This is a genomic window from Pseudomonas sp. M5 (assembly GCF_016907075.1).
In the GTDB taxonomy this organism is placed as follows: Bacteria; Pseudomonadota; Gammaproteobacteria; order Pseudomonadales; family Pseudomonadaceae; genus Aquipseudomonas; species Aquipseudomonas putida_E.
Window position 1 is genome coordinate 2591791 of record NZ_JAFBBH010000001.1, and the last position, 14132, is coordinate 2605922.

Sequence of the window (14132 nt, forward strand, 5' to 3'; positions counted from 1 at the left end):
AACAAAGGAGAAGCTGTATGCAAGTCAATATCAGTGGACAGCATGTAGAAGTCACCGAGCCGCTGCGCGATTACGTGCTTGAAAAGCTCGCCCGGGTGGAGAGTCACTTCGACAAGATCACCAACGTGCAGGTCATCATGAAAGTCGAGAAGCTGCAGCAGAAGGTCGAAGCGATCCTGCAGATTCCAGGCGGTGAAGTGGTTGCCAACGCCGAACACGAAGACATGTATGCAGCGATCGATGCCTTGGCCGACAAGCTCGACCGCCAACTGAAAAAACACAAGGAAAAACAGCAAAGCCTGCTGCAAGGTGCAGCCGCCCGCTGATCCCCTCATCCATGATCCGACTTGAAACCATCCTGACCCCCGGCCGTTCCCTGGTGAACGTGCCGGGTGGCAGTAAGAAGCGCGCCTTGGAAAAGGTCGCCAATCTGATTGCCGATCAAATACCCGAGCTGGAGATGCAAGACGTCTTCGAAAAGCTGATCGCTCGTGAAAAGCTCGGTTCCACAGGCTTCGGCAATGGCATCGCCATACCTCACTGCCGGCTCGAAGGCTGCACCTCTCCCGTCAGTGCCCTGCTGCACCTGGATGCTCCGATCGACTATGACGCCATCGATGGCGCGCCAGTCGACCTGCTGTTCATCCTTCTGGTGCCGGAGGCTGCCACCGACGCCCATCTGGAACTGCTGCGCCAGATCGCCAGCATGCTGGATCGCAAGGAAGTTCGCGAGCGCCTGCGTGCCGCCAACAGCAGCGAGGCCCTGTACCAGGTAGTCCTGGACGCACAGAACGAGCACTGAACATGCGCCTGATCATCGTCAGCGGCCGGTCCGGCTCCGGCAAGAGTACCGCCCTCGACGTGCTGGAAGACAACGGCTTTTACTGTATCGATAACCTGCCTGCCGGTTTACTGCCGCAGCTGGCGGAAAACGCGTTGATCCATACAGAGTTGCTGCAACCGAAAGTGGCAGTGTCCATTGATGCCCGCAACCTGCCCAGCCACCTGTCACGCTTCCCCGAACTGCTCGCCGAAGCGCGTGGCCGCCATATCCAGTGCGATGTGCTGTTTCTCGACGCCGACGAGGACACGCTGCTCAAGCGTTTCTCCGAAACGCGCCGGCGTCATCCGCTGACAAATGCAGATCGCTCACTGGCCGAAGCGATCCGCGTGGAAAGCGAACTGTTGGGGCCAATCTCCGACCTCGCCGACCTGAAGATCGACACTACCAGCCTCAACCTTTACCAACTGCGCGACTCGATCAAGTTGCGCCTGCTCAATCAGCCTGAGCCGGGCACCGCATTCCTGGTCGAGTCGTTCGGCTTCAAGCGTGGCATGCCGGTCGATGCAGACTTGGTTTTCGATGTACGCTGCCTGCCCAACCCTTACTGGAAGCCCGAACTGCGTGAGCATTCTGGCCTGGATCAGCCGGTTATCGATTACCTTGCCGCGCAGCCGGATGTCGAAGAGATGTTTACCGATATCTCGACCTACCTGCTCAAATGGCTGCCCCGCTTTGCCGCCAGCAACCGCGCCTACGTCACCATCGCCATTGGCTGCACAGGTGGCCACCACCGCTCGGTGTACATCACCGAGCGCCTCGGCCAGCTGCTGCAACAGTCCTTGAAAAACGTCCAGGTCCGCCACCGCGACCTCTAGCCCACAGGATCCGCACCACGATGCCCGCCCGCGAAATCACCATCATCAACAAGTTGGGCCTGCATGCCCGGGCGGCCGCCAAGTTCGTCGGCGTAGCCGGGCGCTTCCCCTGCCAGGTGCGGGTGGGCCGCGCACCCGACAAGCTGGTGGACGGCAAGAGCATCATGGCCGTGATGATGTTGGCGGCAGGCAAAGGCACCCAGGTGCACCTGCACACCGAGGGTGAGCAGGACAACGATGCGCTGGAAGCGCTGGTAGCGTTGATCAACAACTACTTCGACGAAGGCGAATAAGCCACCCCAAATCCAGGCTGGCCTCATCGCCGGCAATGCCAATTCAAGACATCGCCGTATCCATCACCATCATCAGGCAAAAACCCACGCACAGCCCGAGGCTGGCCAAACGGTGATGCCCATTGCTGCGCGACTCGGGGATGATTTCCTGGGTCACCACCAACAACATCGCCCCTGCCGCACAGGCCAGGCCCAGCGGTAGCAGCAATTCGGCGACATTCACCAGCCAGGCACAGATCACCGCTGCCAGTGGCTCCACCAACCCCGACGCGGCACCGATCAGAAACGCCTTGAACCGCGGCATCCCCGCCCCTGCCAGCACCAGCGCAATGACCAACCCTTCGGGTACATCCTGCAAGGCGATACCCATGGCCAGGCTGTCAGCGTCGGCCATGCCACCGCCCGCCGAAACACCGATAGCCATGCCTTCAGGAATGTTGTGGGCGATGATGGCGATCACGAACAGCCAGATTCGCGCCGCGATCACCGGCTGCCTCTCGTTGCCGACCAAGGCCTCGGGCGAAGCACCTGAGACTTTCAGATCGACCACGAACAGGCACATCGCACCGAACAGTAAACCGGCACTGATCAGGCCTCCCGCGCCCCAAGGGCTGAAACCTATGGACTGAGCGGCATCCAGCCCAGGGATGATCAGCGAGAAAGCGGTGGCCGCCAGCATCACACCGGCCCCGAAACCCAATAAGGTATCGGCCAGGGCCACCGGCATGTTGCGAATCACCAGCACCGGTACCGCGCCCAGCGCTGTTCCCAGCGCGCACAATGCGCCGCCCTCAAGGGCACGCAACATGCGTGGGTCCAGGTCCAGCCAGGCGATGCCCCGGGCCACCAGCAGGGCTGTGCCAACCAAGAGCAGCAAAGTACCCAGCGCCAGCCGGAACAGGCGCACACTACTGACCGACATCACCTCTGAGCGCATACCGGTCCGACTCACTGGCTGGCTTCGAGATAACGACGTTCCACTTCGGCCCAGTCAATTACGTTGTAGAAAGCCCCAATGTATTCCGGGCGACGGTTCTGGTACTTCAAGTAGTAGGCATGCTCCCACACATCCAGGCCGAGGATCGGTGTGTTGCCATGCATCAGTGGGCTGTCCTGGTTGCCGCTGCTTTCCACCACGAGTTTCTGCTCAGGGGTCACGCTGAGCCAGGCCCAGCCGCTGCCGAAGCGGGTCAGCGCAGCTTTGGTGAAAGCTTCCTTGAACGCCTCGAAACCACCCAGTTCAGCCTCGATGGCCTTGGCCACCAGGCCCTGTGGCTGGCCGCCGCCTGTGGGCGACATGACCTTCCAGAACAGCGAATGGTTGGCGTGACCACCCCCATGGTTGGTCACCGCGCCTCGCAGGTTCTCCGGCAACTGCTTGACCGCAGCAACCAGCTTTTCAACCGGCCATTCAGCCCACTCGGTACCTTCGACCGCGGCGTTGAGGCCGTTGACGTAGGTCTGGTGGTGCTTGGTGTGGTGGATTTCCATGGTCTGGGTATCGATGTTCGGTTCCAGCGCATCGTAGGCATAGGGCAATGCAGGCAAGGTATGAGGCATATCAATGGATTCCGTAAGCTTGGGTTGTGGGCGGCAGGTCCGGCTGGGCAGCCAGTTCACTGGCCAAGGGCGCCTGGCGATCGAGCAGACGCTCGGTGCGCGGATACTGGCCGTACTCGGCAATGAAGCTCAGCAATTGGGTGTAAGTGCGCCCGCTGTGGCGCAGCGCGGCATCACGCAGCGCCTGCGGCAAACGCGCTTGCTGGCTGGCCTGGAGCAGGCGCTGGTGAGCGGCGCACAGGTAGTCGACGCTCTCCTGCGGCTGGTTCAGGCGCAGGTGCAGGTCGGCCAGGTTGTGATGGGCGACGACGAACGCCGCCACCGCTTCGTCGACGTCATGCCAGCGCTCCAATAGCACCTGGGCCAGAGCCAGGGCTTGCAGGTAGAGTTCCCGGGCATCGACCAGCTCGCCCTGTTCGAACAGGCGATTGGCGGCCTCGGTGGTGCGTTTCCAGTGCTGCATGACACGTCTCCTGGGCGATGACGCGGGTCAGATGCCCCCAGCGGTGAGTTTTTCCGGGTCCAGCAGCGCCTCGAGCTGATCGCGCGACAGGTCGGTATGCTCCAGCGCCACGTCGATGATCGGCCGGCCCTGCTTGTAGGCGGTCTTGGCGATCTCGGCGGCCTTGAGATAGCCGATGATCGGGTTCAGCGCGGTGACCAGGATCGGGTTGCGCGCCAGGGCTTCCTTGAGCTTGTTCTCGTTGACCTTGAAGCTGGCGATGGCCTTGTCGGCCAGCAGGCGGCTGGCATTGGCCATCAGCTCGATACTCTCCAGCAGGTTGCGGGCAATCACCGGCAGCATCACGTTGAGCTCGAAGTTGCCCGACTGGCCGGCAACGGCGATGGTCGCGTCGTTGCCGATCACCTGGGCGGCAACCATGGCGGTGGCTTCCGGGATCACCGGGTTGACCTTGCCCGGCATGATCGAGGAGCCAGGCTGCAGGCCTTGCAGTTCGATTTCACCGAGGCCGGCGAGCGGGCCGGAGTTCATCCAGCGCAGGTCGTTGGCGATTTTCATGAGTGCCACGGCTGTGGTCTTGAGCTGGCCGGACAGCGCCACGGCGGTGTCCTGGGAGCCGATCAGGGCGAACAGGTTCGGTCCTTGGGTGAACTCGACCTGGGTGAGGCCGCTCAGCTGACGGGCAAAGCCTGCGGCGAACTGCGGGTGGGCGTTGATCCCGGTGCCCACGGCAGTGCCACCCTGGGCCAGGGCCTGCAGGCTCGGCAAGGTCGCTTCGATATGCGCCTTGGCGCCGTTGATCTGTGCTGCCCAGCCATCGAGCACCTGGCTCATGCGCACCGGCATGGCATCCATCAGGTGGGTACGGCCAGTCTTCACGTACTGATGCACCTGCACCGATTTGGCTTCGATCACCTGAGCCAGGTGAGCCAGGGCGGGCAGCAACTGCTCATGCAGCGCCAGTGCGGCACTGACGTGGATGGTGGTCGGGATGATGTCGTTGCTGCTCTGGCCACAGTTGACGTGGTCGTTGGCATTGACCGGCTCACCGAGCAGGCGGCTGGCCAAGGTGGCGATCACCTCGTTGGCATTCATGTTCGAGCTGGTGCCGGAGCCAGTCTGGTACACGTCCACCGGGAAGTGCTGGATGAAGTCCTCGGCAAGCAGCTGCTCGACCGCCTTGACGATGGCTTGGCCCTGGGCGGCGGAAATTTGCTCAAGCTCGATGTTGGCCTTGGCTGCCGCAGCCTTGGCCAGCAGCAGGGCACGAATGAACTGGGCCGGCATACGCTGACCGCTGATCGGGAAATTGTCGACCGCGCGCTGGGTCTGGGCGCCGTACAGGGCCTGGGCCGGCACTTGCAGTTCACCCATGCTGTCACGCTCGATACGGGTATCACTCATCATCAAATCCTTGCATCAGTTCATCGGGGGAAATGGACGGCAGCAACCGGCAATTGGCCAGTTGCAGAGCGTAGGGTTGCCAGCGCTGGTTCTGTTCGCGGCGGTCCAGGTTGCGCAGTTCAAGCAGAGGGCGCCAGGCCTGGTCCAGGCACTGGCAACGCCAATGCCATGGCAGCATGCGATCGCAAGCGGTATCCAGCAGCAGGCGGAAGGAAGTCAGAGCCACCGTCCATGGCGAGGTATCCGTGCAGCACACCAGGTAGCGGCCTTCGGCAAGGTAGTGCTCGATCAGGCGCGGCTCGTCGGGTTCGAGCGCGCAGCGGATGCGCCGGCTGAGCCAGCGCCAGTTTTCCAGGTAGGGCAGTTCGCGCAGGACAGGTTTCATGAACATCATCACCGAAGCTTTGGGTAATGATATTCATTATTAAATGATAAACGTAATCACTTCAAGCGCGGATTGAGCAAATAAAAACCCGGCACAGTGGCCGGGTTTTTAGGTTTTGCTTAACGCTCAAGCAACTCAGCTACCTGCAACGGTCATCCGCTCGATCAACACCGAGCCCGTGTGAATATTGCTGCGGGTTTCAAGATCGCTGCCAATCGCGACAATCTGCTGGAACATGTCCTTCATGTTGCCGGCAATCGTCACTTCCTGCACCGCATGCTGGATCTCGCCATTCTCAACCCAGAAACCTGCGGCACCCCGTGAGTAGTCGCCCGTGACCATGTTCAGGCCATGGCCCATCAGCTCAGTCACCAGCAAACCGCGCCCCATGCGCCGGATGAGTGCTGCCTGATCTTCGATGCCATGGGTGACATACAGGTTATGCACGCCACCGGAGTTGGCCGTGCTTGGCAAGCCGAGCTTGCGGCCGGAATAGGTGCCCAGCAGGTAAGACACCAGCTCCCCTTTATCGACAAACGGCTTGGCATAAGTCGCCAGGCCATCACCGTCGAATGCCGCGCTGCCAAGGGCACGCGGAATATGCGGGCGCTCGTCCAGCGTCAGCCAGCTGGGGAACAGACGCTGGCCAATGGCACCATCGAGGAACGACGACTTGCGGTACAGGTTGCCACCAGAAATGGCCGACAGGAAGCTGCCGAACAGACCACCCGCCAGCTCGGCGGAGAACAGCACCGGCACTTCGCATGTCTTGACCGGACGCGCACCGAGTCGGCTGGCTGCTCGCTGTGCCGCGCGCTGGCCAATGCTGCGCGGGTCGGCCAACAGGTGGCCCTGGCGGTTGACGTCATACCAGTAATCACGCTGCATCTGGCCTTCACCTTCAGCGATCATCACGCAGCTCAGGCTGTGCCGGGTCGATGCGTAGCCACCGATGAAGCCATGGCTGTTGCCATATACACGGCAGCCCTGGTGGGTATTGAGGGTGGTGCCATCGGCGTTGAGAATGCGCGGGTCAGCGTCAAACGCCGCAGCCTCGCAGGCCAGCGCCATCTCGATGGCTTTCTCGGGCTCCAGATCCCAGTCATGGTAAAGGTCCAGGTCAGGGATCTCGCGCGCCATCAGTGCCGCATCAGCCAGCCCCGAGCACTCGTCTTCGGAGGTGTGCCTGGCAATGGCCAGGGCGGCGGCAACGGTTTCGCGAATAGCCTCCGGCCCACTGGCCGAGGTGCTGGCCGAGCCCTTGCGCTGGCCGACATAGAGGGTGATGCCAAAGCCTTGGTCGCGGTTGAACTCTACCGTCTCAACCTCACGCTGGCGCACCGTGGTGGACAAGCCCTGCTCCAGCGATACTGCCACTTCGCAGGCGCTGGCACCCTGCCGGCTCGCCTCGGCGATGATCGCTTCGACCTGCTCCTGCAATGCTGGCAGGTCCTTGGGGCCTACGCTCTGGACTGCACTCATGGTTTTCTCCACTCAAATTCTGCGTTCGGCGAGGGTCATTCTACGACCGGGCCGGACAAGCGGCCCCCGGGTGGTTATCATGGCGGCAATTTCTATGCCTTGTACGAAAAGTGCCTGCGCGGCGACTTTTCATAAAACTTAAACGGACTGCCACCATGGTTGATTCATACGACGACGCCTTCGACGGCGAAAAAAGCAAAACCCAGATCAAGCGCGAGTTGCATGCGCTGGTCGAACTCGGCGAACGCCTGACCACGGTCAAGGCCGATACCCTGGCGCGCCTGCCGTTGACCGACGAGCTGCGCAAAGCCTTGGCCGAAGCCTGCAAGCACACCGCCCATGGCGCACGCAAACGGCATATGTCGTTCGTCGGCAAACTGATGCGCGACCAGGACCTGGACGCCATCCACGCGGTGCTCGAGCAGATCGACAGCTCCAGCCGCCAGTACAACGAACGCTTCCACAACCTGGAGCGCTGGCGGGACCGCCTTATCGACGGTAACGACGAGGACCTTGAACGCTTCGTCAACGAATACCCCGACACCGACCGTCAGCAACTGCGTTCGCTGATCCGTCACGCTCAGCACGAAAAGGCGCGGAACAAGCCGCCTGCCGCTGCGCGCAAGGTCTTCAAGTACATCCGCGACCTCGACGAACTTCAGCGCGGCCTGCGCTGAGCCCCGCCACCTGGGGCTGCCCTGCAGCCCCGGGGCATGCATCACGCGCCGGTACCACCGACGGTGATCGCGTCCAGCTTCAAGGTCGGCTGGCCAACCCCTACCGGCACCGATTGCCCATCCTTGCCGCACGTGCCCACACCGCTGTCCAACGCAAGATCGTTACCCACCATCGACACTCGGCTCATGGCCTCGGGCCCGTTGCCGATCAGCGTCGCGCCCTTGACCGGCGCGGTGATTTTCCCGTCTTCGATCAGATAGGCTTCGCTGGTGGAGAACACGAACTTGCCGCTGGTGATGTCCACCTGGCCACCGCCAAGATTGGCGCAGTAGATGCCTTTCTTCACCGAGGCGATGATTTCCTGCGGGTCGCTTTCGCCGGCACGCATGTAGGTGTTGGTCATGCGTGGCATCGGCAGGTGGGCATAGGATTCCCGGCGGCCGTTACCGGTCACGGCCATCCCCATCAGGCGTGCATTGAGTTTGTCCTGCATGTAGCCCTTGAGCACGCCGTTCTCGATCAGCGTGGTGCATTCGGTCGGCGTACCTTCGTCGTCGACACTCAGCGAGCCTCGGCGGCCCTCGAGGGTGCCGTCGTCCACGATAGTGCACAGGCTCGAAGCCACCTTCTCGCCGATCCGGCCACTGAACGCCGAACTGCCCTTACGGTTGAAGTCGCCTTCCAGGCCGTGACCGACCGCTTCATGCAACAGCACACCCGACCAACCAGAACCCAGCACCACCGGCAAGGTACCAGCTGGCGCAGGAATGGCCTCCAGGTTCACCAAGGCCTGGCGCAGCGCCTCACGGGCATAACCCATGACCCGTTCCTCGGTGAAGAAGCGGTAGTCGGTACGCCCGCCGCCGCCCTGCCCGCCCCGTTCGCGCCGACCATTTTGCTCGACGATGACACTGACGTTGAAGCGCACCAGCGGCCGCACGTCAGCGGCCAGGCTGCCGTCGGCCGCAGCAATCAGAATGCGCTCCCAAACCCCGGCCATGCTCACGCTGACCTGCTGGATACGCGGGTCGAGCGCCCGCGTGGCGGCATCGACACGTTTGAGCAGCTCGACCTTTTCAGCACGGCTGAGCACGTCCAGCGGGTTGTCCGGGGCATACAGGGCCGTCACGTCCTGGCTGCGGAACGCCTGGACAGTGCCATTCTGGCCGGCGCGGGAAATCGAACGCGCCGCACGGGCTGCCGAAGTCAGAGCCTCGAGGTTGATCGCGTTGCTGTAGGCGAAACCGGTTTTCTCACCCGACTGGGCACGCACGCCCACGCCCTGGTCAAGGTTGAAGCTGCCCTCTTTGACAATGCCGTCCTCCAGCGCCCAGGTTTCCGAGATCTGGCCCTGGAAGTACAGGTCGGCGGCGTCGATGCCCGGCCCGGCCAACTCGCCCAGTACAGCCTGCAGGCTGTCCAGGGTCAGTCCGCCTGGGGCCAGGAGCTGCTCGCTGACGGTGGATAACATCTGGCTCATAGTCACTCCGAGGTGTGCGCAGGCCGCAAGGCGTCCTGCGAAAAAAAGCGCCGGTGCGAGGCAACCGGCATGCGCGCCCGAATGGACGCTTGTTCATCACTGTCGCGCTCGGCGAGCAATACCGCTTCGCCCTGCGCCTGTTCGGCGACGATCCGCCCCCAGGGGTCGACGATCGCCGCGTGCCCATAGGTCTCCCGCGGGCCTGGATGGGTACCGCCCTGTGCTGCGGCCAGCACATAGCACTGTGTTTCGATCGCCCGGGCACGAATCAGCACTTCCCAGTGCGCCGCGCCTGTGACCGCAGTAAATGCCGCAGGTGCCGTAATCAGTTGCGCGCCGGCACTGCGCAGCGCGCTGTACAGTTCCGGGAAACGCAGGTCGTAGCAGACGCTCAAGCCAAGGCGCCCTGCCGGCGTGTCGGCCACCACCACTTGCGCGCCATGGGCATAGTCGTCGGATTCACGGTAACGGCCGCGGTTATCGGCCACGTCCACATCGAACAGGTGCAGCTTGTCGTAGCGCGCCACCACCTCGCCGTGCTCGTCGATCAAAAGCGAGCAGGCATGCGCCTTGGCATCAGGCTGATCGGCAGGTGGCAGCGGCAAGGTGCCGGCAACAATCCATAATCTGAGGTCGCGGGCCGTGCGTTTCAACCAGGGCAGTATCGGCCCCTCACCCAGCGCCTCGGCCCGGCCGAGCGCAGCGGCGTCCTTGCGCCCCATGGCGGCGAAATTTTCTGGCAGCACCGCCAGCCTCGCGCCGCCGAATGCCGCCTGTTCCAGCAAGGTACCCGCACGCTGCAAGTTGGCCAGCACATCGTCCTGGCTGACCATCTGGATGACCGCTACCTTCATGGGCACTCCTGGCACTACTTGTTGAACGGTTTCACAAAGGTGATTCTAGGCTCTTTCCACGGCCCTTCGATGCGATAGTGCACGCTGGCGAAGCGCGATACCCGGTCACCGATCAGCCTATCGACCAGAAACAGCGCCCCACCGACCGCCGGTGCGCCGACGATCAGCGCGGCCAGCGGCAGGTTGTTGGTCACTGGCAGGGAGACCTGCAGGTTGGCGTCGACCCGGTCGCGAACGAGGTCCAGCGTACCGTCGAGCTCGAAGTTGCTCGAAGGCCCGGTCACGCTGATCGGCTCGCGGGTCACGTAGACGCCGTCACTGGCTACCAGCAAGCCTTTTACCCGGTCATAGGCCAGGCCCTTGTCGAACAGGTCGGAGAAGTCCAGGCGCAGACGCCGGCCGATGGAGTTGAAGTTGAGCAGGCCGAACACCCGCAAGGCTTGCGCGCCGCCCTCCACTTCGACGAACTGCCCTGTGCGCAACGCCGCATCCATGCTGCCTGAGAAACGGTTTAGGCCGACCCAGGCTGGCGAACCGGGCCAACGGCCATCCACATCCAGACGGAAGTCACGACTGGTCACGGTAGGCGCGAAGCCCCAGGCCTTGAGCACGTCGGCCAGGTTCTTGCCATCCAGGCGGCCCTTGTACCAACTGCTGGTGGCGCCGCTGTCACCTTCCCAGCCGCCCCGGCCGTCGATGTGCAGGCCTTTGAAGACGAGGTCGATATCCTGAGCTGCCACCCCTCGAGCGGTCGGGCGCAGTTTCAGCGCCAGGTTGCCGTACAGGTCGTCGCCGCGGTACAGCTTGTCGATGGTCAGGTCCAGTGCCGGTACCTTGCGTGGGTCGAACGAGGCCAGCGGGTCAGGGCCTTCCTCGGCCTGTGCCTGCGCCGGGTCCGCTGGTGGCAGGCGCAAGGTCTGCAGGCGCACGGTCATCGGTGCGCCCTTGGCATCGGGTAAACGTGCATTGCCGATGACTTCCTTGCTGTCCAGGCGCAGATCCCACGCAGGGCCTCCCCGGGCCAGACGCACGACCGCCTGGTTCAGGTCCATGCCAAGGGCCTTCAACTGGCCGATGCTCAGGTCTACGCTCTGCAGAGTCTGCCGGGCACTTGCGCCAGGGTCGTCGCCACTCATCTGCGTCATCTGCGCCTGCCAGGGCGCCAGGTCCAGGCTCTCGAGGCGCCCCCGTACACGCAGGCCCTGCCCAGTTGGCACCTGCGCCTGCCCTGCCCCCAGCAGCAGTTCGCCGCGACCTTGCGCCAGGTTTTGGCTGGGCGCGGCATAGGCAAAGCGGGCAAGGTCGGCGTAGGCAGCATCCAGACGCCGCTCAGGCCCCTGCAGGCTCATGCTGAATCGGCTCTCACGGGTATCTGCTGCGGCCTTGCCGAACGGCGCAGGCAAATCGATTGCAAGGCCTTTGAGCGACGAATTCACGCTCAGACTGTTGTCGCGGCTGCCAAGGTTGAGTTGCAATTGATAGGGCAGGTCACCGGACGCCGGCAAGGGCTGCTTGAACTGCAGCCAGTCGGTCAAGGCCCGGAGCGCCACGTGGCCATTCGCGCTGATACGCGTCTGCATCTGCCCAGGCTGGCCCCCGGCGGTTATCTGCGCGGTCACCGGCTTGCCAAATGCCTGCAGGGCGATGTTCTTCCCGCTCAGCCCCTTGTCGAGATCGAAACTGAAATCGCCCTTGAGTCGGCTCAGCTCCAGGCTTGGCGGCGCAACCTTGAGGCGTGCATCGGAGGTGGCAAAGTCGACCTGTACCTTCGGGCGTTGTCCTCGGGCCAGGGGGATGTCGAGCTTGAGCTTGCCCTTGAGCGGCCCCTCGCCCTCCCATCCTGCGAAAATTTCGCCCGTGCCGATAGGCGCTTCCTTGAGAATCCTCAGGCCATCGCCGAGGCTGCCATCGAAATTGCCATCAAGGTACAGGCGGCTTTGCTCGCCACCCTCCACATGGGGAATGTTGACACTGACGTCACTTACCTGGGTGTCCAGCAACAGGCCTTTATGGGCCTTGATGCGCACGCCACTGTCCTCGATCAGCACATCGCCATCGACGTTTTGCACCTGTGGCCAGCCAGGCTGGAAGTTCAGGGCGGCGTCGTGCACCTTGAAGAACAGGCTGATGCTGCGCGATTCGGGGCTGGCACCGTGGTTCAGCGAACCTTGGTACTGGAAGTAGCCTTCATCGACGTTGCCCTTGACGATGGCACTGCGCAGCCACTCATCGAGCGCCGGGCTGAGCACTTCAGGCAGGTATTTGGCGGTGTAGCGCCCATCGCCCTCGGTCAGGCCTACGCGCAGGTCCATATAGCTCTCGCTGCCTTCATTGAACAGCAGGCGAATCAGGAAATCCCCGGCGATCTTGCCCTCTTCGCCCAGCACTTTCAGGTAGGGGGCAGCCAAGGTAAAACCCTCTTTGTCGAGGGTATAGGTCAAACGGGCGTTGGCTTTCTGATAATGCCAAGGTTTGGCGAAGATCGGATACAGATGCAACATGAAAGCGTCGGTATCCAGGCGCAGCTCGCCATGGCCCAGGTCTCCGCTGATGCTGCCGCTGACATTGCCGGCAGCGGGTGCGCCGTGGTAGGCGTCAAAACCCACTTTTTCCAGATTGGCAGCGAACTGCAGCCGTTGATCACCCTCGGCCTTGGGCCGCAAGTCGAGGCGCAAGTTGCGCACGGCACCGGTCACATTCAGCGCATCGACCGCAGTCATGAATTTTTCAGGCAGTGGCGCCAGTGCATCTATCAAAGGCGTCAGCGGCGCAAGGTCAAGGCGGTCGGCCTGTACCTGCCAGCTTTCCCCACCGGGTTGCTCACCTGCGCGCTGACGCACCTGCAGCTTCGACTCCCAGCGAGCCTTGCCGATGTTGGCAGCCAGTGAATCGACAACCACATCGAACCCTTGCTCGCGACGCTGGAACCAGGCCGAGACCGCCAGGTTATCCAGTGTCACCGCCTGGCGCTGGGCATAGGCGCCGCGCAACTGAGGGGCATTGAGGCGGACCACCGCCTGCTGCAACCGGCCCTCGCCCCAGTCAACCCAGAACTCACCACCGGCGCGCAGGGCTTGGGCCTGCCACTGGCCGAGCAGGCGTGGCGGCAGCCAACGCGCCCAGTCGCTCTGCGGCAGGCTCAGGTAAGCCTCTGCCTTACCATCGCGCCAGGCCTGGGGCGTTACCCGGCTGCGCAGGTTCAGTGCCAACGGCTGGCCATCAGGCAGGGTCGCACGCAGGTCCAGCGCCTGGCGTGAAGCGCCGGCCTGCAGGCCAAGGCTGACATAGGTAAGAGTCAACGGGTCACGCTGCCAGGGCTGCAGGGTGACCTGGCTGTCGAATACGTCGATACGGCCCAACTGTTGCAGACGCTGCAGCACCTCGGCCGGGTCCAGCGGCGCGTCGCCCTTTTGTGGTAAGCCTTCAAGCGCCCAACCGCCCTGCTCGTTCTCACGCAGGATCAGTTGCAGGCCCGCCAACTGGATATGCGCCAGGCGTACTTCGCGGGCAGTGAGGCTGGCCCAGAGGTCCGGCACCAGCTTGACGTCATCCAGGCGCAACGCCGAAGCGCCCTCGCCCAACTGCAGGTCACGAACCCGCAGCACCGGCGCCAGGCCACTCCAGCGCCCTTCAAGCGCCCCCACATGCACCGGCATGCCCAACGCCTGCTCGGCCTTGCTTTCAAGGTCGGCGCGGTATTCGGCCACCAGTGGCACCAGCTCCCGGCCGAGGCTGACATAGAGCGCCACCAACACAGCCAGCAGGGCGCAGATGCCCAGCCCCCAACGGGTCAAGGCGACAAGAACGCGGGTCAGACGTCCCATGGCCAAGGCCCTCCAGGTCGTTTATCCATGATGGCTCGAAGCAGCGGTTT

General features: G+C 63.0%; 14 protein-coding genes. 5 read left to right on the plus strand and 9 right to left on the minus strand.

Annotated elements, in window-relative coordinates:
* Nucleotides 1-17: 17 nt before the first annotated feature.
* Genes raiA through JOE27_RS11845 form a run of 4 tightly spaced genes read left to right on the plus strand, consistent with a single transcriptional unit; the run spans nt 18 to nt 1952 of the window.
* The gene (raiA, locus tag JOE27_RS11830) at nt 18-326 is read left to right on the plus strand and encodes a ribosome-associated translation inhibitor RaiA (protein ID WP_012316076.1); all 309 of its coding nucleotides are present in this window, start codon (nt 18-20) and stop codon (nt 324-326) included.
* Nucleotides 327-337: 11 nt separating this feature from the next.
* Nucleotides 338-802 (plus strand): PTS IIA-like nitrogen regulatory protein PtsN, encoded by a 465-nt coding sequence (gene ptsN / locus JOE27_RS11835; protein WP_039602459.1) that lies wholly within the window; start codon nt 338-340, stop codon nt 800-802.
* A gap of 2 nt (nt 803-804) precedes the next feature.
* The gene (gene rapZ / locus JOE27_RS11840) at nt 805-1659 is read left to right on the plus strand and encodes an RNase adapter RapZ (protein WP_012316078.1); all 855 of its coding nucleotides are present in this window, start codon (nt 805-807) and stop codon (nt 1657-1659) included.
* Between the two features lie 20 nt (nt 1660-1679).
* The gene (locus tag JOE27_RS11845; RefSeq protein WP_046784446.1) at nt 1680-1952 is read left to right on the plus strand and encodes an HPr family phosphocarrier protein; all 273 of its coding nucleotides are present in this window, start codon (nt 1680-1682) and stop codon (nt 1950-1952) included.
* A gap of 43 nt (nt 1953-1995) precedes the next feature.
* Here JOE27_RS11845 and JOE27_RS11850 read toward each other — a convergent pair whose 3' ends face one another.
* The 6 genes from JOE27_RS11850 to pmbA all read right to left on the minus strand — a co-directional run bounded on the left by JOE27_RS11850 (nt 1996) and on the right by pmbA (nt 7246).
* Entirely contained in the window at nt 1996-2889 is an 894-nt protein-coding gene (locus JOE27_RS11850; protein WP_039602462.1) for a ZIP family metal transporter, read from the minus strand.
* A gap of 11 nt (nt 2890-2900) precedes the next feature.
* Nucleotides 2901-3512 carry a superoxide dismutase gene (locus JOE27_RS11855; protein ID WP_046784447.1) on the minus strand — a complete coding sequence of 204 codons (612 nt, stop codon included), beginning with the start codon at nt 3510-3512 and terminating at the stop codon, nt 2901-2903.
* A 1-nt stretch (nt 3513) separates the two neighbouring features.
* Nucleotides 3514-3975, minus strand: a complete 462-nt coding sequence (locus JOE27_RS11860) for a hypothetical protein (protein WP_115273945.1) — start codon at nt 3973-3975, stop codon at nt 3514-3516.
* 27 nt (nt 3976-4002) lie between these two features.
* Nucleotides 4003-5379, minus strand: coding sequence for a class II fumarate hydratase (locus JOE27_RS11865; protein WP_115273944.1), 1377 nt, complete (start codon nt 5377-5379; stop codon nt 4003-4005).
* The gene (locus JOE27_RS11870; protein WP_080952054.1) at nt 5372-5773 is read right to left on the minus strand and encodes a FagA protein; all 402 of its coding nucleotides are present in this window, start codon (nt 5771-5773) and stop codon (nt 5372-5374) included. Before JOE27_RS11870 ends, JOE27_RS11865 begins: the two co-directional genes overlap by 8 nt.
* A 126-nt stretch (nt 5774-5899) precedes the next feature.
* On the minus strand, nt 5900-7246 hold the full coding sequence (gene pmbA / locus JOE27_RS11875) for a metalloprotease PmbA (protein WP_046784450.1): 1347 nt from the start codon (nt 7244-7246) through the stop codon (nt 5900-5902).
* Nucleotides 7247-7401: 155 nt separating this feature from the next.
* Here pmbA and yjgA point away from each other — a divergent pair, with 155 nt between their 5' ends.
* Nucleotides 7402-7923, plus strand: a complete 522-nt coding sequence (gene yjgA, locus JOE27_RS11880; protein ID WP_012316086.1) for a ribosome biogenesis factor YjgA — start codon at nt 7402-7404, stop codon at nt 7921-7923.
* Nucleotides 7924-7964: 41 nt separating this feature from the next.
* Here the strand turns inward: yjgA and tldD are convergent, their stop codons facing one another.
* From tldD to JOE27_RS11895, 3 genes are read right to left on the minus strand one after another with little or no spacing between them, the layout of a single operon-like run.
* Nucleotides 7965-9404, minus strand: coding sequence for a metalloprotease TldD (tldD, locus tag JOE27_RS11885; protein WP_012316087.1), 1440 nt, complete (start codon nt 9402-9404; stop codon nt 7965-7967).
* A gap of 2 nt (nt 9405-9406) precedes the next feature.
* Nucleotides 9407-10258, minus strand: coding sequence for a carbon-nitrogen hydrolase family protein (locus tag JOE27_RS11890; RefSeq protein ID WP_115273943.1), 852 nt, complete (start codon nt 10256-10258; stop codon nt 9407-9409).
* 14 nt (nt 10259-10272) lie between these two features.
* Nucleotides 10273-14082 (minus strand): YhdP family protein, encoded by a 3810-nt coding sequence (locus tag JOE27_RS11895; RefSeq protein ID WP_204918820.1) that lies wholly within the window; start codon nt 14080-14082, stop codon nt 10273-10275.
* Between the last annotated feature and the right edge of the window lie 50 nt (nt 14083-14132).